20 protein-coding genes and 1 pseudogene are annotated in these 16073 nt (G+C 44.5%); 12 read left to right on the top strand and 9 right to left on the bottom strand.

Annotation, left to right across the window (positions count from 1 at the left end; translation table 11 throughout):
- Positions 1 to 15 precede the first annotated feature (15 nt).
- From BA724_RS00185 to BA724_RS00175, 3 genes are all read left to right on the top strand, one after another.
- Entirely contained in the window at positions 16 to 1233 is a 1218-nt protein-coding gene (locus tag BA724_RS00185; protein ID WP_069936893.1) for an NAD(P)/FAD-dependent oxidoreductase, read from the top strand.
- 61 nt (positions 1234 to 1294) lie between these two features.
- On the top strand, positions 1295 to 1774 hold the full coding sequence (locus BA724_RS00180) for an NUDIX domain-containing protein (RefSeq protein WP_069936680.1): 480 nt from the start codon (positions 1295 to 1297) through the stop codon (positions 1772 to 1774).
- A 298-nt stretch (positions 1775 to 2072) separates the two neighbouring features.
- Positions 2073 to 2390, top strand: coding sequence for a YuiB family protein (locus BA724_RS00175; RefSeq protein WP_046178469.1), 318 nt, complete (start codon positions 2073 to 2075; stop codon positions 2388 to 2390).
- A gap of 24 nt (positions 2391 to 2414) precedes the next feature.
- On the opposite strand, the gene BA724_RS00170 is transcribed toward BA724_RS00175, so the two are convergent.
- On the bottom strand, positions 2415 to 3140 hold the full coding sequence (locus BA724_RS00170) for a helical backbone metal receptor (RefSeq protein ID WP_069936679.1): 726 nt from the start codon (positions 3138 to 3140) through the stop codon (positions 2415 to 2417).
- Between the two features lie 50 nt (positions 3141 to 3190).
- Here BA724_RS00170 and BA724_RS00165 point away from each other — a divergent pair, with 50 nt between their 5' ends.
- From BA724_RS00165 to BA724_RS00150, 4 genes are all read left to right on the top strand, one after another.
- Positions 3191 to 4660 carry a leucyl aminopeptidase gene (locus BA724_RS00165; protein WP_069936678.1) on the top strand — a complete coding sequence of 490 codons (1470 nt, stop codon included), beginning with the start codon at positions 3191 to 3193 and terminating at the stop codon, positions 4658 to 4660.
- Between the two features lie 114 nt (positions 4661 to 4774).
- Positions 4775 to 6103: a Na+/H+ antiporter family protein gene (locus tag BA724_RS00160; protein WP_069936677.1), complete on the top strand. Its 1329-nt coding sequence runs from the start codon at positions 4775 to 4777 to the stop codon at positions 6101 to 6103.
- Between the two features lie 53 nt (positions 6104 to 6156).
- On the top strand, positions 6157 to 6546 hold the full coding sequence (locus BA724_RS00155; protein WP_069936676.1) for a PaaI family thioesterase: 390 nt from the start codon (positions 6157 to 6159) through the stop codon (positions 6544 to 6546).
- A gap of 50 nt (positions 6547 to 6596) precedes the next feature.
- A complete protein-coding gene (locus BA724_RS00150) occupies positions 6597 to 6962 on the top strand; it encodes a DUF2188 domain-containing protein (RefSeq protein WP_069936675.1) in 366 nt (121 codons plus the stop codon).
- A gap of 33 nt (positions 6963 to 6995) precedes the next feature.
- Here BA724_RS00150 and mnhG read toward each other — a convergent pair whose 3' ends face one another.
- Genes mnhG through BA724_RS00115 form a run of 7 tightly spaced genes read right to left on the bottom strand, consistent with a single transcriptional unit; the run spans position 6996 to position 12728 of the window.
- A complete protein-coding gene (mnhG, locus tag BA724_RS00145) occupies positions 6996 to 7337 on the bottom strand; it encodes a monovalent cation/H(+) antiporter subunit G (RefSeq protein ID WP_069936674.1) in 342 nt (113 codons plus the stop codon).
- A complete protein-coding gene (locus tag BA724_RS00140; protein ID WP_069936673.1) occupies positions 7321 to 7605 on the bottom strand; it encodes a Na(+)/H(+) antiporter subunit F1 in 285 nt (94 codons plus the stop codon). The genes mnhG and BA724_RS00140 overlap by 17 nt, the downstream gene beginning before the upstream one ends.
- A complete protein-coding gene (locus BA724_RS00135; RefSeq protein ID WP_069936672.1) occupies positions 7602 to 8081 on the bottom strand; it encodes a Na+/H+ antiporter subunit E in 480 nt (159 codons plus the stop codon). The genes BA724_RS00140 and BA724_RS00135 overlap by 4 nt, the downstream gene beginning before the upstream one ends.
- 5 nt (positions 8082 to 8086) lie before the next feature.
- Positions 8087 to 9568 carry a Na+/H+ antiporter subunit D gene (locus BA724_RS00130; protein WP_069936671.1) on the bottom strand — a complete coding sequence of 494 codons (1482 nt, stop codon included), beginning with the start codon at positions 9566 to 9568 and terminating at the stop codon, positions 8087 to 8089.
- A complete protein-coding gene (locus tag BA724_RS00125) occupies positions 9561 to 9902 on the bottom strand; it encodes a Na(+)/H(+) antiporter subunit C (RefSeq protein WP_069936670.1) in 342 nt (113 codons plus the stop codon). The genes BA724_RS00130 and BA724_RS00125 overlap by 8 nt, the downstream gene beginning before the upstream one ends.
- Complete coding sequence (locus BA724_RS00120) at positions 9902 to 10324, bottom strand: Na(+)/H(+) antiporter subunit B (RefSeq protein WP_069936669.1); 423 nt, start codon at positions 10322 to 10324, stop codon at positions 9902 to 9904. The genes BA724_RS00125 and BA724_RS00120 overlap by 1 nt, the downstream gene beginning before the upstream one ends.
- Entirely contained in the window at positions 10311 to 12728 is a 2418-nt protein-coding gene (locus tag BA724_RS00115; RefSeq protein ID WP_069936668.1) for a Na+/H+ antiporter subunit A, read from the bottom strand. Before BA724_RS00115 ends, BA724_RS00120 begins: the two co-directional genes overlap by 14 nt.
- Positions 12729 to 13006: 278 nt before the next feature.
- Between BA724_RS00115 and BA724_RS00110 the strand changes: the two genes are divergently transcribed.
- Positions 13007 to 13570 (top strand): DUF5366 family protein, encoded by a 564-nt coding sequence (locus tag BA724_RS00110; protein ID WP_245676102.1) that lies wholly within the window; start codon positions 13007 to 13009, stop codon positions 13568 to 13570.
- A 41-nt stretch (positions 13571 to 13611) separates the two neighbouring features.
- On the opposite strand, the gene BA724_RS00105 is transcribed toward BA724_RS00110, so the two are convergent.
- The gene (locus tag BA724_RS00105; protein WP_069936667.1) at positions 13612 to 13821 is read right to left on the bottom strand and encodes a hypothetical protein; all 210 of its coding nucleotides are present in this window, start codon (positions 13819 to 13821) and stop codon (positions 13612 to 13614) included.
- 82 nt (positions 13822 to 13903) lie between these two features.
- Here BA724_RS00105 and BA724_RS00100 point away from each other — a divergent pair, with 82 nt between their 5' ends.
- The 4 genes and pseudogenes from BA724_RS00100 to BA724_RS00090 all read left to right on the top strand — a co-directional run bounded on the left by BA724_RS00100 (position 13904) and on the right by BA724_RS00090 (position 16054).
- On the top strand, positions 13904 to 15097 hold the full coding sequence (locus BA724_RS00100; RefSeq protein ID WP_069936666.1) for a pyridoxal phosphate-dependent aminotransferase: 1194 nt from the start codon (positions 13904 to 13906) through the stop codon (positions 15095 to 15097).
- Between the two features lie 49 nt (positions 15098 to 15146).
- Positions 15147 to 15464 carry a hypothetical protein gene (locus tag BA724_RS18380; RefSeq protein WP_069936665.1) on the top strand — a complete coding sequence of 106 codons (318 nt, stop codon included), beginning with the start codon at positions 15147 to 15149 and terminating at the stop codon, positions 15462 to 15464.
- Positions 15428 to 15523 (top strand): annotated as a pseudogene (gene mtnB, locus BA724_RS17705) (methylthioribulose 1-phosphate dehydratase); the annotation flags it as partial. The gene BA724_RS18380 and the pseudogene mtnB, both read left to right, overlap by 37 nt.
- A 3-nt stretch (positions 15524 to 15526) precedes the next feature.
- A complete protein-coding gene (locus tag BA724_RS00090; protein WP_069936664.1) occupies positions 15527 to 16054 on the top strand; it encodes a 1,2-dihydroxy-3-keto-5-methylthiopentene dioxygenase in 528 nt (175 codons plus the stop codon).
- Positions 16055 to 16073: the final 19 nt, after the last annotated feature.

The following is a 16073-nucleotide window of genomic DNA, read 5'->3' as shown; positions in this document are numbered from 1 at the left end:
TGGATAAAGATGACAGTGAAAAAGCCGAAAATTGTAGTATTGGGCGCCGGTTATGGCGGTCTTGTTACCGTAACACGTCTTCAAAAAGCGTTATCTGTAGACGAAGCGAATATTGTGCTCGTTAACAAAAATGATTACCACTATGAAACAACTTGGCTTCATGAAGCATCGGCAGGCACTATGCACCACGATCGCGTACGCTATGATGTTGATGCGGTCATCAATCGCAGCAAAGTAGAATTTATCCGTGCAGAAGTACAGGATATTAAACCTGAAGAAAAGAAAGTTATTTTAAATACAGGCGAAGTCGATTACGATTACCTAGTTGTGGCACTTGGCGGCGAGTCTGAAACATTCGGTATCGAAGGATTGAAAGAACACGCTTTCACCATTTCGAATGTAAACACATCGCGTCAATTGCGTGACCATATTGAATTCCAATTTGCGACATATGCAAATGAAGAAGAGAAAAAAGAAGAGCGTTTAACATTTGTTGTCGGTGGCGCCGGCTTCACAGGAATCGAATTCCTTGGCGAGCTTGCGAATCGTGTTCCTGAGCTTTGCAAAGAATATGATATCGATTACTCAAAAGTGCGCATCTACTGCGTTGAGGCAGCGCCAATGGTTCTTCCTGGCTTTGATCCGGAGCTTGTGAAATACGCGGTTGCCCAGCTTGAGAAAAAAGGCGTTGAATTTAAAATTGGCACGCCAATTAAAGGCGCAACAGCAGAAGGTATCATTGTAGCAAAAGGCGAAGATGAAACAGAAGAAATTAAAGCTGGTACAGTCGTATGGGCAGCAGGTGTCCGCGGCAGCAGCATCATCGAGAAATCAGGCATTGAAAACATGCGTGCGCGCGTAAAAGTGAATCCTGATCTTCGTGCGCCAGGTCATGACGACATTTTCGTGCTTGGTGACTGCTCATTGATCATTAACGAAGAAATTAACCGGCCATACCCGCCAACTGCGCAAATTGCAATGCAGCAAGGTGAAACAGTAGCACGCAACCTTGTGAAATTAGTGAAAGGTGAAACAGAGCTTGAAACGTTCACTCCTCACCTTAAAGGAACAGTTTGCTCACTTGGTGATGACGATGCGATCGGTGTTGTATTTGATAAGAAATTAACAGGTACAAAAGCGTCATTTATGAAAAAAATGATTGATAACCGTGCGCTCTTCATGATCGGCGGCCCTTCACTTGTCTTGAAAAAAGGGAAATTCAACATCCTGTAAAAAATCAGAAGGACCTCTTTTCGAAGGGGTCCTTTTTTGATTAAAAGAAAGGAAGCTTTTTATGAAGCGGGGAAAAGTGTGGCTCGCAGCGGCTGGTGTTGTGATTGACAGCAGCGGCCGCTGGCTTGTCGTAAAAAAAGCATATGGCGGATTAAAAGGACAGTGGTCGCTGCCGGCCGGATTTGTAGATGCTGGAGAGACGGCGGACGCGGCGGCTGTTCGGGAAGTAAGGGAAGAAACCGGTATTGACGTGTCTGTATGTGGTGTTGCCGGAATACGGTCCGGTGTCATTCAAAACGATGTAAGTGACACGATGATTATTTTTCATATGACACTTACAGAGGAAAAAGAGCCGGAAGCGCTTAATAGTGAATTGCTTGATGCTCGCTGGATGTCAACTTTCGATCTGGAAAATAGTTCTGAAACATCCGTCCTTTTACGTCATATTATTCAGCTTTTTGAAACATCCGGGCTCTCTTGTACGGAAATTCCAGACCCTGGTCCACAGTTTGGCTATACATCGTATCAATTTTTCATTTGAAATTGGTTTTTTCTGATAAAATTAAGATAATTATGAAAATAGATGAAACTGGTTATACTATGACAAGAAAGTTTATTTCCTTTTAAAAAGGAAATACCTTTATAAAGCATCGGATACGAATCCCCCTCGTATCCGGTGTTTTTTTAGGCTCATAAGGTGTAGGTCACAAAGGCATTGCAGCAGGACGCTGTGTTCCAGCTTTTGAACTTTTATACGTTTTATTGTCACATTTTCGCTCATTGACCTTTTAAAGTGTGTTCAGTACACTTATAAGTATAGAATTAGGGGGAATTGCTTCATGCACATCGCAACTGTACTCGTGTCGGCGCTGCTCTTTTTCGTGCTGTTTTTCGGCATCGGATTTATATTAAACATGCTGCTGCGGATGACGTGGATTATGGCTTTTGTTTATCCACTCGTCACCATTGCTATTGTAGACGGCATTAGTTCATTTGACTATTTATTCAACGCAGGAGAATCATTTCGTATTCTCGGTGATCGAATCACAGGTTTGCAGCCAGTAGACATCACGATTCTGCTGTGCGGTTTACTAGGCGCTGTTGCAAGTGGATTCGTTATGCGCCTGCTGCGCGCAAAAGGCTATCAAATGTTTTAACAAAACGACCTGCCCAAGGTCGTTTTATTTTTTGTTTAATAATTGATCCAGTTTCTCAAGACCTTTCAGCAGATTTGGTGAAGGCCGGCAAAAATCTTTTTCCTCCATCACAAAAATGGGTGTTTCATCATAACCTGGTCTCTTTTTTACGACATCTGTATTCACTTTCTCCGTCATGACTCCAACCCACGCCAGCAAAATAATATCGGGCTGTTTTTCCAATACCATTTCCCAATCTGCTTGAACGCTTGGCTCAGGATAATCTGAAAATATATTGATTCCGCCGCATAACATGCTTATTTCAGTCAGCCAGTTTGCGCCTCCCGGAGTAAACAAGGGCTTGGGCCACCATTCCCAGTAAAGACGCGTACGGTCTGCCCATTCCCGCGACCTGTATGATTGGAGCGAGCGTATCCACCTGCTTCGGGCATCTTTTCCATCTATCCCGCATGCCCCGGCAATTTGCTCAATTGACACACCAATATCATTAAGTGAATGCGGATTGGTTACAATATGGGGAATGCCAAGCCGTTCTAGAGACTCCACATTTTTCTCCATTCCCGGTACGCTGAGTGATGCCAGCACGATGTCAGGATTAAGAGATTTCAGCTTATCCATATCAATGGATAAATCCGGTCCAAGCCGTACCCGATCTAGATTGGAAAAGTCATCTACGCCAACGATCTGGTCCTCGATGTTGAGATATTCACATACTTCCGTATTGCTTGGGCAAATTGATACAATCCTCACAACAACACTCCTGTCCATTTTCCACTATAATAACATGTGAGGTGATGAAGATGTTTACAATCAAAAAAGAACCATTCATAAAAACAAAAGCGGATGCGCTGCTCATCGGGCTGTATGACAAACCATTGAAATTTGAAGGGGTATTACAGCCGCTCGATGACGCTTTTTCAGGACAGCTGACGGAACTTGTGAAAAATGGTGATCTTTCCGCGAAGAAAGAAAACACGTCCGTTATTCCTGCACTTGGCCACATTACGGCAAAGCGGATTGTCACCGCAGGACTTGGCAAGGAAAAAGAAGCGGACTTTCATGTAATTCATAAAGCGGTTAAAAAAGCTGCTAAACAGTCAAAACAGTACGGACTGGAATCAATCGCCGTTGTACTTGATTCATTCGTAACCGAAAACATAACAGCTGTTGAAGCGGCGGAAGCCCTAACCGAAGCGTTCTTTATGGCGCGTTTTGAGTATACGGGCTACCGGACCCCGGGGAATGAGCCGGAAAAACAATTAAAAACAATTGATGTGTATACAGAAGGAGATCCGGTGGAAATAAAAGCGGCGTGTGAAGTAGGAAAAACGATGGCGGATGGAACAAATACCGCCATCCGCTTAACTGCGACGCCGCCAAATATGATGACAGCGGATGATCTTGCCCTGCATGCAAAAAAATTAGCTGATCAATATGGTTTTGAGCTTGAGGTGCTGGAACGCGCAGACATGGAGAAAATCGGCATGGGTGCTTTTTTAGCTGTAGCCCAAGGATCGGTGGAACCACCAAAAATGATTACACTCAAATACAACCCGGCAGATTCCTGGGAAAACGTGCTTACCTTCGTCGGAAAAGGCGTTACATTTGATACAGGAGGTTATTCGATTAAAACAAAAGATGGAATTGTCGGCATGAAAACCGATATGGGCGGGGCGGCGGCCGTGCTTGGTGCGATGGAAATTATCGGTGAGCTGCGTCCCGACCGTCCAGTGATGGCTGTTATTCCGGCAACCGATAATGTGATCAGCGCAAACGCATTTAAACCTGACGACGTCATTACATCATTGTCTGGCAAAACGATTGAAGTGAAAAACACCGATGCAGAAGGCAGGCTCGTTCTGGCAGATGCGATCACGTATGCGAAACAGCAGCGTGCCGGAAAAATTGTGGACGTGGCCACATTAACAGGCGGAGTCGTGATTGCCCTTGGCAAAGATAAAACAGGTGCTATCACAAATAATGAGCCGTTTTTTGAAGAGGTGCTGGAAGCCTCTCATGAAGCAGGGGAAATGATTTGGCAGCTGCCGCTTACAGAATACGATAAAAAGCGCATTCGAAACAGCGATGTGGCGGATTTAAATAATTCACCAGGGCGTGATGGACACGCCATTATGGGCGGCGGGTTTATCGGCGAATTTGCGGAAAATACGCCATGGGTCCATCTCGATATTGCCGGCAGTGCTGAATTAACACCCGGGGTTATGACACGGACACTGGCGATTTTAGCGCTGTCAGACCAATCTGAATAATTCGCCTATTTATTATTCTGAAAAAGTATATTGACAAGCGGACAGGCAATTTGCTATCTTTTAATCGATTCTTTAGTGATTTAGCAAATTAAAGTGTTGGAGGTATAAAAGATAATGAATGCAGTTATAATAGCGGTCCTGATTATGCTCGTCCTCAGCCTGCTCCGCGTCAATGTTGTTTTTTCTCTTATTACAGGAGCACTTGCTGGCGGATTGATTGGCGGGCTTGGCATGGACGGGACGATTGCCGCGTTTTCGGAAGGAGTAGGCGGCGGGGCCAATGTCGCACTCAGCTATGCGATGCTGGGTGGATTTGCAGTTGCGGTATCAAGTACGGGACTGCCGGAAGCGCTTATTAATTTTGTTTTAAAGTTTATTGGGGATAAAGAAGAAGCACGTTCGAAAAAATTGCCAAAAGCTCTTATTTTATTTGTCATTTTAATCATGGCGTGCTTTTCGCAAAATGTCGTGCCGGTTCATATTGCGTTTATTCCTCTGTTAATTCCACCGCTCTTGAAAATTATGAATGAGCTGCGGATTGACCGTCGTTTAACAGCCTCTGTTTTGACTTTCGGTCTTGTGACGCCTTATATGCTTCTGCCGGTTGGGTTTGGCCAGATTTTCCACGAAATTGTCGCGACAAATATGGCGGAAAGCGGTCTTGAAGTCGCCATCGATCAAGTTCCAAAAGCGATGGTTCTTCCTGCAGCCGGCATGGTTGTCGGTCTGTTGATCGCCGTCTTTTTCAGCTACCGGAAGCCGCGTGAATACAATGAATCTCTTTTGCCGGTGCCGGTTGAAACAGAAGCGCATCAAGTGGAATATACCTCTTTTGGTCTTATCGTAGCAGGAATTGCCATTGTTGCCGCTCTTGGCGCACAATTGGCGACGGACTCTATGGTATTTGGCGCTCTTGCGGGGATTGTAGTGTTGTATATATTCCGGGCAATCCGCTGGAATGAAGCCGATCAATTATTAACGAACGGCATGCGTATGATGGCGTTTATCGGATTTGTCATGATTGCGGCATCCGGTTTTGCAAGCGTCATGGGCGCGACAGGGGATGTAGAAACACTTGTTCAAAATTCAGCTGCCGCGATTGGCGGCAATAAAGCGCTTGGTGCACTCCTTATGCTTGTCGTTGGCTTACTTGTGACAATGGGCATCGGATCGTCATTCTCAACGGTTCCGATTATCGCCACGATCTTTGTTCCCTTGGCGCTTGAACTTGGTTTTAGCCCGCTGGCTGTGATTTCACTTGTCGGAACGGCGGGAGCGCTTGGAGATGCCGGATCGCCTGCTTCAGACAGCACGCTTGGCCCGACATCCGGCTTAAATGCGGACGGGCAGCATGATCATATTTGGGATACTGTTGTCCCGACATTTATTCATTACAACATTCCAGTCATTATTTTTGGCTGGATTGCGGCAATGATTCTATAATGAAAAAGGTGCCTCACACAAATGGGGCACTTTTTATCAAAGGGGATGACTTCATGGATTTTCAAACAAATAACACGCTCATCGCATCATTGGGTATGGAAATGGTGAAAATAGAGAAAGGAACCGTGGTGATGACGATGCCTGTTGACGAGCGGACGCGTCAGCCATTCGGTTTCTTACATGGCGGCGCATCGGTGGCGCTTGCTGAGACAGCCGCAAGCATTGGATCAGCGGTTTTGATTGACTCTGAAACTGAACTCTGTTTCGGTCTTGAGATCAACGCGAATCACTTAAAGTCCAAACGTGAAGGTATTGTCACCGCAACAGCGAGTATTGTCCATCAAGGAAAATCAACGCATGTTTGGACCGTTGAGATTAGGGATGAAGACGAAGCGCTCATTTGCCTCTCACGCTGCACGGTTGCGGTCGTAAAGAAAAAATAACGTTTGATCTTTTTAACAGGCGGGAACACTTTCCAAAAAGGAGTGATTCGATGCCCTGGAGCAAAAATGATTACCCGGATTCGATGAAAAACCTGCCGGACCATGTTAGAAACAAAGCGATTGAAATTGCCAATGCTCTGCTTGACGACGGTTATGAAGAAGGACGGTCCATTGCTATTGCGATCGACCGGGCAAGAAGTTCAGAAGGGAAAAACGATGAGGGACGCCCGCATTATGAAGTAAAGCATAAAAATGACCAGTGGGTATTGCAAAAAGAAAACGGCAAGCGCGCCATTCTATCCAAAGAAACAAAACAATCTCTTTTAAGCGAAGCAAAAGAATATGTAAAAGAGCATGAAGGCATATTAACAATTTATCAGGAAAATGGCGATAAAGATCACACCTTATATGAATAAGAAGAGGCTGTCCGTTTTGGACAGCCTCTTTTGTTACCTATTTTTATCCTTCAAATCATCCCTCACGCTTTGGTCCCACATTTTCACACCGGAATTGTACGCAGCACGGCTGATTAAATGGCCGGCAACCGGCGCGGTGATAAAAAAGAAAGCAATTCCGAGCAGCAGACGGGAACTGAACAGCCCATCTTCCACTAAGAAATAAAAAAATGTGGCCAGCAGAATACACATTACGCCAAGGGTAGCGCTCTTAGACGCCGCGTGGTTGCGTGTATAAACATCCGGCAAGCGAATAACACCAAAGGCCGCAATGACGCTTAAAAGCGCTCCTATAAGCAGCAAAGCAGCAATGAGAACCTCACTGATCGCGGTCATGTTCAATCACCTCGCCTTTCTCTAAAAACTTCGCAAATGCAATGGTTCCAATAAAAGCCAAAATACCAATCAGCAAAATAACGTCTAGATAGTTGCTCGTACCGAGAAGCATAGAAAGGACGGCTGTAATGGAAACAAGGTTGACGCCCATCGCATCAAGCGCAATGACACGGTCCGGAATGGTTGGCCCTTTCACCAGGCGGTAGATTAAGCCGATCATCGCGACAGCGAGCAACAGCAGGGAAAGTTGAAGAACTGTTTCAATCATCCGCGGCTCACCTCCATAATCGCTTTTTCAAATGAATCTTTAATGCTGTCAACCGTCTCACCCACATCCGCGATATCGATGGCATGAATGTAAAGGGTTTTGTTGTCAGCCGATACGTCCACAACAAGCGTGCCGGGTGTCAATGTAATCAAATTCGCCAGCAGTGTCACTTCCCAGTCGGATTTCAATTCAGTTTCCAAAGCAAAAATACCTGGACGGATGTTCAATTTAGGGCGAAGGACGAGTTTTATTACGTCAATATTCGCTTTAATTAGTTCTTTTAAAAACAAAAGAAACAAGTATGTGACCGCCCAGACACGGTGCAGGTAAAAATGGCTGCTAAAAAAGCGGCGCATGCTGAGCATAACGAGCAATCCAAGCAAATACCCGATAACAAATGTCTGTGCACTGAAAGACACTTGTAAAAACATCCAAAGGAACGCGAGAAAGACATTTAATAAAATTTGAAAAGCCATATTATCTACTCCTTCAATACGGCGTCAATGTAGATTTCCGGATGGATGAGTGCTTCAACAGCCTGCATCACATAAGGATAAACAGCTTCTGTTCCAACACCGTACAAAACAGAAAGAATCACAAGTGCCGCGGCTGGGATAAAAAGAGAAGCGGTCTGTTTATTTGTCTCTGGCAGCGGTACTTCAGGTTTTTTCCAAAAGACGGCCATAAACAAATTCACAACCGAATATAGCACAGCAAGACTTGATAGGAGCACAACGATAGCCCCGACGTATTCACCTGATTCAAATCCTGCCCGAACAATCAGCAGCTTGCCGGTGAATCCGGACAATGGCGGTATGCCGGCCAGTGCAAACGACGCAACAAGAAATGTCCAGCCGAGTGCCGGATAGTGGCGGATCAAGCCGCCCATCTTGTTTAAATTAGACGTACCGGCAATGTAGATCATAATACCGCCAAGCAAAAACAGGCCGGCTTTAATGATCATGTCATGAACGAGGTAAAAAATGGTGCCCGCAATTGATTCTTCGGTCATGACGGCAATGCCAAATAATAAAACGCCGACTGCGATAATAATGTTGTAAATTAAGATTTGTTTCACGTCTTTATACGCCAATGCCCCAATTGAACCCGCTACCATTGTGAGAAGGGCAAGCAATGCTAGAATGTCATGCGTAAACGGCTGATCGTGGTAAAAGAACAGCGTATACGTCCGCAAAATCGCGTAGACACCGACTTTTGTCAGCAAAGCGCCGAACAACGCAAGAATCGGAGCAGGCGGCGCGGCATATGAACCTGGCAGCCAGAAGTAAAGCGGAAAAATTCCGCCTTTTAAGCCGAAGACGATTAAAAAGAGAATTGCCAGTACCGTAATGATTGGTTCGTCATTAATTTCTGAAATGCGCGATGAAATGTGCGCCATATTCAGTGAACCGGTAACCGAATACAGATAGCCAACTGCAATAACGAAAATGGCTGATGAAATGACATTCACCAAAATGTATTTAATTGATTCCCGCAACTGAACTTTTGTGCCGCCAATCACAATTAATACGTAAGACGACATCAGCATAATCTCGAAGAATACGAACAGGTTGAAAATATCGCCTGTCGTAAACGACCCATTCACACCGACCAGCAAAAACTGAACGATTGGGTAATAGTAAAAAGCTTCCCGCCCGCTTCCGATCGATCGAAACGAGTAAAGCACGACACAAAGCGTGATAATGGAAGCCGTCAGGACAAGCAGGATGCTCAACATATCTGACACAAGCGTTATACCGAATGGAGCCGGCCAGCTGCCCATATCAACGGTTTGAATACCTTCTGACTTGACTTTTAGCATGACAGCCCATGCAGCAGCCACGGTTGCAGCTGAAGCAATCACCGAAACAATTCGCTGCGCTTTCACGCTTTTTGACAAAAACATTAATAAAACAGCCGCAAGAAGAGGGAAGAGAATCGGCAAAATTGGTAAATTAATCATCCGTTTCCATTCCTTTCAGCTGTTCCATATTGTCGGTTCCAAGCTCCTGATAGGCGCGATAGGCAATGACGAGAAACACAGCCGTCACACCGAAGCTAATAACGATCGCAGTTAAGATAAGTGCCTGCGGAATCGGATCGGTATAAGATGAAGCATGTTCACCAAGGACAGGCGCTGCCCCTGTTTTTAGTCCGCCCATTGTCAACAGCATTAAATGCGTTCCATGGCTTAGAAGACCAGTGCCGATAATAATACGAAGCAGGCTCTTTGAAAGCATTAAATAAACAGCGGCCGCAAAAAGCAGACCGGCGACAATACACATTAAAATTTCCATTATTCACTCTCTCCAATCGTTTGAATAATGGTCATGGTTACACCAATGACAACAAGGTACACACCTAAATCAAACAGCATCGCGGTGTGAAGCGATGTTTTGCCGAAAAGAGGCAATTGAAAGTAATCGTATGCATGAGTGAAAAACGGCACATTAAATATCAATGAGCCGGCTGCTGTTCCAGCTGAAAACAAAAGACCAAGGCCGATCAGCCATTTGAAGTCGACCGGGAAACCGCGCCGGACCGTTTTCATGTCAAATGCCAGGAGCAAAAGGACGATGGCGCCGGACGTAAGCAGTCCGCCGACAAAGCCGCCGCCCGGATAGTAGTGACCCGCAAAAAACAAGTGAACAGCAAAAAAGATAATCATAAAAAAAACGACTTTGGCGACCGTTTGAAAAATAACATCATTTGTTTTCATTCGTTTCGCCGCCTTTCTCTAATCGAAGCTTAATTAAACCGTAAATACCGAGTGCAGCAACAGAAAGCACCGCAATCTCAAACAATGTGTCAAAACCACGGAAATCAACGAGAATGACATTGACCATATTTTCGCCGCCCGCTTTTTCATACGTATTTTCGATATAGTATTCATTGATCGAAGCGAAAAACTTCGAGCTGTGCGCTGAAATGCCAAGCAGTGTGACAATGATACCAACTCCCGCGGCAATAATGGCATTGCCCGCCTGGAAGCGTCGTTTTTCTGCATGGCGCGACAGCTTTGGCAGATGATAAAAACAAAGCAGGAACAATGCAGTTGATACCGTTTCAATAACCAGCTGTGTTAACGCCAAATCCGGTGCCCGGAAAATGACAAAGAATAGTGATACAGTATATCCGACCGCCCCAAGCGAAATGATGGACGTTAAGCGTGACTTCGCCATTAAAATAGTCAGTGTTGCGGCAAGAAGCACAATGATTAAGCAGCCTTCATACAATCCGATCGGTGCCACTGCAGAAGCATCATAGCGAAACGCATCTTTTGCCCACATCGTAAAGCCAAGCGCTGCGATGAAAAAAGCAAAAATGTACACAAGGTAGGTGCGAATGAAGCCGGTCATATAAGCATTTGTAATCGCATTTGACCCGCGCTCAGCCGCGTAAAGCCCAGCATTATAAAACTGGTTGAGCGTAATTTTTCCAGGAAAATACTCATACACACGTACCCATTTTGGCATAAATTTGTATAAAAGAATACCAACAGCAACGACGCCGATTGTCATTAATAGCTCAGCATTAATACCGTGCCAGAAATAAATATTCACATACAGCTGTTCGCCCGGTGGAATAATGGACGGCACAATCGCCGCGGCCGCCGGCTGAATCAAGCTGTAGGACAGCAAATTTGGAAACAAGCCAAATACAACAACCAGCAATGCTAAAATAATCGGCGAAATGAGCATACCGACTGGTGCTTCGTGCGGTTTTTTCTCCAGTTTTTCCGGCTGGAATTTTCCCGTAAACACTTTGAAGACAATAATCATGCTGTAAATAAATGTGAATACGCTTCCGACCCAGGCAAGAACAGGGAAGAGAACGGCCCATGTATCGATATTAAATAAATTTAATTCCATCAGCTGCACCATGGACAAGAAGAACATTTCCTTACTTAAAAATCCATTAAATGGCGGCAGTCCCGCCATTGAAAATGCGCCGATGACCGACAGCGTAAACGTAATCGGCATGAAGCTCATTAATCCGCCAAGTTTGCGGATGTCCCGTGTGCCTGTTTCATGGTCGATAATACCGACGACCATAAATAAGCTTCCTTTAAATGTCGCATGATTAATTAAATGGAAAATGGCAGCAATCACCGCTGTGGTGAATAGGTTGTCGTCAAGCGAGTCGAAATGAAGCGACGCCGCTCCAATGCCGAGAAGGGACATAATCAACCCAAGCTGGCTCACTGTTGAAAACGCCAAGATGCCTTTTAAATCGGTCTGCTTCACTGCGTTAAAGGACGCCCATACCATTGTAAACAAGCCGACAGTCCCAACAATCCAGAACCAGTACCCGGAAAACGCGAAAATCGGGCTGAACCGGGCAACGAGGTAAATACCTGCTTTAACCATCGTAGCGGAATGTAAGTATGCGCTGACCGGTGTCGGCGCTTCCATTGCATCCGGAAGCCAAATATAAAATGGAAACTGTGCTGACTTTGTAAAGGCCCCAAGCAGAACTAGAATCATCGCCAGTAAAAAAAGGGGATGTTCATTTAATTCAGTCGCCTGAGCGGCAAGTTCTCGAATGCTGAACGTGTTACCCATAATAGATAAAACGAGAAAACCGCCAAGCATCATGAGTCCGCCAAACACAGTGATCAGCATTGACTTCAATGCTCCGTAGCGAGAACGTTCACGATCATACCAATACGCGATCAGTAGGAAAGACGAAATAGACGTAAATTCCCAGAACATGTACAGCATAATAACGTTGTCCGACAAAACTACGCCAAGCATTGAGCCCATAAACATAAGCAAGTACACGTAAAAATGGTGCAGGCTTTCTTTCGTTTTGGACAAGTAGTAGATAGAGTACAAGACAACGAGTGATCCAATCCCGGAAATGAGAAGGGCAAACAGAAGGCTGAGGCCATCCATATACACGGTAAAATTAATACCGAGTGACGGAATCCAGGATGCTGTTTGCATGACGGAGTCGTTATTCGTCGTTACAGGAAGATATTGAAGAAATGTTCCAAATAAAACGACCGGCAAGATCAGGACAAACCAGCCTGTATGTATAGACGCTGCTTTTTTTCGCAAAAAAGGAACGAATATGGCCATTATAAAAGGAGCGAGAATGGCCCAATGAAGCAAAGACAAATGAATCCCTCCTTATGTTTTCGTGCACGCTTCAAATTATAGCGTAAAAAAAATGATTGTGCATTTCATAAAATCAGACAAGCTGAAAACTCAATCATCGATAATAAATATGAAGAAACGCGGTATTTTTAAGCAAAAAAATTTAAAATTCGACAGATCAATTATGCGGATTTTCATAGAAATTGTGCGCATTTTCCAAAAAAAAGATCGTAAATCACTTGTCATAATAATCAACCTCTTGCATAATGAACAGTGACTGACTGTGACAGGAGAGAATCATGTTGATGAAAAACTCGTATTTAACCGGCTATATGCCGCTCTTAGCCATTTTGCTTTTCAGCTTATCGCTGTCCATGTATGGACAAACGTTTTTTGTCGATTTGTTGAAAAAAGCAAATTTGTATAACACAATGCTCGATATTTTTACCAAAACAGAAATTAATCTCGTCGTTATTGGCGGTTTGATGGTCATTTTTACAATGATCTTTGCAACGCTAAAGTTACTTGCAAACACGGCAAACGAATTGGCTTTGCTTTTCTTCTCAAAAGATGCGGACGGAGAATTACTGAAAAAAACCCGCTTTGGCGCGGTTATCTTTTTTCTCGGCGGACTTGTTTCATTAATCAGCTTTTCGTCAGCTGTCGGAACCGGCATTATTTTTCTCGTAACGTCTGTTGTGTATGTAGTGTACTTTGTTTATAAATTAAGCCCGCATATTACAACGCCGCAAATGATTGGCGTTATCGTCTTTGAAGCGTTATTTTGGATTTTCTTCGGATTATTGCTTGCATTAATTTTTATGAAATTATACAACGGATTAATGGCCGCTATCCCATTGTAAAAAAAACGGACTTCTTCTCAAGCGAAGTCCGTTTTTTCTTATTAAAAGAGCAAGGAAGTATATGTTTTAAATGCTGTCCGGCTCCAGGCGCCTTCCGCTTTTCTTATGAAAAAACAGCGCAGCAGCGATGTCATGTCGCGCTCATTTGGTGCAGCACGCATTCCGTTGACTTCGGTAATTTCTGTGCAATCACGTTCTTCAATCGGAAGTGCGTCTCCATTTGGCGTTTTAAGATCAGCAGGCGTCCTCATTCCGTCAAATATATTTACAATTTGTTCGTAAATATATATATTTATGACTGAATTGCAAGAAAATTTGTAAGAAGGTGACGAAATGAAACAGTTTGAACAATCAAGACTATTGAATTCATTGCCGGATCAATTTTTTGCCGCGTTGTCAAAAAAAGTAATAGAATACGCGGCGATGGGCCACGACATGATTAATCTTGGACAGGGAAATCCCGATCAGCCGACGCCGGACCATATTGTCGCATCATTAAAGGCCGCAGCGAACCGTCCCGATTTTCATAAATATCCACCGTTTCAAGGGCAGGTCTTTTTAAAAGAAGCCGCAGCAGAATTTTATAAACGGGAATACAATGTAGATTTAGATCCGCACACAGAAATTGCTGTTCTTTTTGGTGGGAAGGCGGGGCTTGTGGAATTGCCGATGTGTTTAATGAATGCGGGCGACTACATGCTTGTGCCGGATCCGGGTTATCCCGATTACTGGTCCGGGGCTGCCATGGCAGGAGCCGCTATGGATTATATGCCGCTGGTGGAAGAAAACAATTTTTTGCCTGATTATGAGGAGATTGGCGAAGAGAGGCTGGAGCGGGCAAAATTGCTTCTTTTAAACTATCCAAACAATCCAACCGGCGCCCAGGCAACGCGCTATTTTTTTGATGAAACCGTCCAGCTTGCTGAAAAGCATAACATTTGTGTTGTTCATGACTTTGCTTATGGCGGCATCGGATTTGACAGGCAAAAGCCGCCGAGCTTCTTACAGTCTAAAGGAGCCAAGGAAATTGGCGTAGAGTTGTATACGTTATCCAAAACGTATAACATGGCAGGCTGGCGTGTCGCATTTTTAGCGGGGAATAAAAGTGTTATTTCAGCTATTAATTTATTGCAGGACCACCTGTATGTCAGTTTATTCAGCGCGGTTCAACAGGCAGCGGCCACTGCGCTGACCGGTCCGCAAAATTGTGTGCGTGAACTATCTGATACATATGAGCGGCGGCGTGATGCACTCGTGAAGGCGTGTCAGGCGATCGGCTGGAATGTAAAAGCGCCGGCTGGTTCATTTTTTGCATGGCTGCCTGTCCCAAAACCATATACATCGGTTGAATTCTCGGATCTTCTTCTGGAAAAAGCCCATGTCGTAACAGCACCTGGCATTGGGTTTGGTGCGTACGGTGAAGGGTATGTCCGAGTGGGGTTGTTAACAGAAGAAAACCGCCTTGAAGAAGCGATCAAAAGAATTGGTAAGCTCGGGCTGTTTATTGACAAAAAAGCCGGCAAATGACACAATCCCGGTAAACAAGTAGGCATTTAGAATGAAGAAAAAGCAATGAGTGAAGGGATCGCAACGCATCGTATTTTTGACCAAAAAGGCGCACTTTAAAAAAAGCAGAAGCATCGCATTAGAACTTACTATCGGTTCGTGGACGGATTTACCATTTCTTGAACAAGAACAGCTAAAATACCATAAAAGCCGGGTTTTATCGATTCGGGAAACGGGAATTGAAACGGCATACGGACGAGAAGCAAACATAGAAATCGCTTATTTTGCAACGAATTTCAGTGCGGATTTGGCGGCAATTTTAGTGACGGTGTTTGGAAAGCTGCCACTTGATGGGGCCGCGACGCATTTGAAGCGAAGAAGTTTTTAGAAGCATATGAATTTTTATTTTCAGGGCATATTAAATTACTTATGTTGAAAGGAAGATAAAAAATGGCCGTTATTCAATTTCAAGAAACTGGCGAACGTATTACTGACAAGAACGCGATTGATGCATTTTTAAGCGCGCAGGAAGTGATTTACGAAAAATGGGATATTTCCAAACTCCCGGAAAACCTTCGTGAAAATTACATCTTATCGGATGAAGACAAGCGGCAAGTACTTGATACATTTGCCGAGGAAATTAAAGACATTTCAGAACGCCGCGGTTACCAGGCGCATGATGTCATTTCATTGTCCGACAGCACACCGAACCTGGATGAGCTTTTAACAAACTTCCAAAAGGTTCATATTCACACGGATGACGAAGTCCGCTTTATCGTGAGTGGACACGGTATTTTTGCGATTCAGGCGAAAGACGGCCAATTTTTCAATGTTGAATTGGAACCGGGCGACTTAATCTCTGTTCCAGTGAACACGCGCCATTACTTCACTTTGATGGAGGACCGCAAAGTGGTAGCGGTCCGTGTTTTTGTCACAAAAGAAGGCTGGTTGCCAATATACGACGAAACGAATGCTTAAATGAATTAAAAAAGAACCG

It is taken from the genome of Domibacillus iocasae (genome assembly GCF_001750285.1).
In the GTDB taxonomy this organism is placed as follows: Bacteria; Bacillota; Bacilli; order Bacillales; family Domibacillaceae; genus Domibacillus; species Domibacillus iocasae.
The sequence above is the reverse complement of the archived record's forward strand: the minus strand, read 5'-3'. Positions and strand labels throughout refer to the sequence as shown.

Bases quoted from the DNA above. Each gene is read 5' to 3' on its own strand.
- BA724_RS00090 (WP_069936664.1), top strand. From the start codon at position 15,527: ATGGCCGTTATTCAATTTCAAGAAACTGGCGAACGTATTACTGACAAG.
- BA724_RS00140 (WP_069936673.1), bottom strand. From the start codon at position 7,605: ATGATTGAAACAGTTCTTCAACTTTCCCTGCTGTTGCTCGCTGTCGCG.
- BA724_RS00100 (WP_069936666.1), top strand. From the start codon at position 13,904: ATGAAACAGTTTGAACAATCAAGACTATTGAATTCATTGCCGGATCAA.
- BA724_RS00110 (WP_245676102.1), top strand. From the start codon at position 13,007: ATGTTGATGAAAAACTCGTATTTAACCGGCTATATGCCGCTCTTAGCC.
- BA724_RS00155 (WP_069936676.1), top strand. From the start codon at position 6,157: ATGGATTTTCAAACAAATAACACGCTCATCGCATCATTGGGTATGGAA.
- BA724_RS00120 (WP_069936669.1), bottom strand. From the start codon at position 10,324: ATGAAAACAAATGATGTTATTTTTCAAACGGTCGCCAAAGTCGTTTTT.
- BA724_RS00165 (WP_069936678.1), top strand. From the start codon at position 3,191: ATGTTTACAATCAAAAAAGAACCATTCATAAAAACAAAAGCGGATGCG.
- BA724_RS00180 (WP_069936680.1), top strand. From the start codon at position 1,295: ATGAAGCGGGGAAAAGTGTGGCTCGCAGCGGCTGGTGTTGTGATTGAC.
- BA724_RS00175 (WP_046178469.1), top strand. From the start codon at position 2,073: ATGCACATCGCAACTGTACTCGTGTCGGCGCTGCTCTTTTTCGTGCTG.
- BA724_RS00105 (WP_069936667.1), bottom strand. From the start codon at position 13,821: ATGAGGACGCCTGCTGATCTTAAAACGCCAAATGGAGACGCACTTCCG.
- BA724_RS00135 (WP_069936672.1), bottom strand. From the start codon at position 8,081: ATGGCTTTTCAAATTTTATTAAATGTCTTTCTCGCGTTCCTTTGGATG.
- mnhG (WP_069936674.1), bottom strand. From the start codon at position 7,337: ATGACCGCGATCAGTGAGGTTCTCATTGCTGCTTTGCTGCTTATAGGA.
- BA724_RS00160 (WP_069936677.1), top strand. From the start codon at position 4,775: ATGAATGCAGTTATAATAGCGGTCCTGATTATGCTCGTCCTCAGCCTG.
- BA724_RS00130 (WP_069936671.1), bottom strand. From the start codon at position 9,568: ATGATTAATTTACCAATTTTGCCGATTCTCTTCCCTCTTCTTGCGGCT.
- BA724_RS00150 (WP_069936675.1), top strand. From the start codon at position 6,597: ATGCCCTGGAGCAAAAATGATTACCCGGATTCGATGAAAAACCTGCCG.
- BA724_RS00125 (WP_069936670.1), bottom strand. From the start codon at position 9,902: ATGGAAATTTTAATGTGTATTGTCGCCGGTCTGCTTTTTGCGGCCGCT.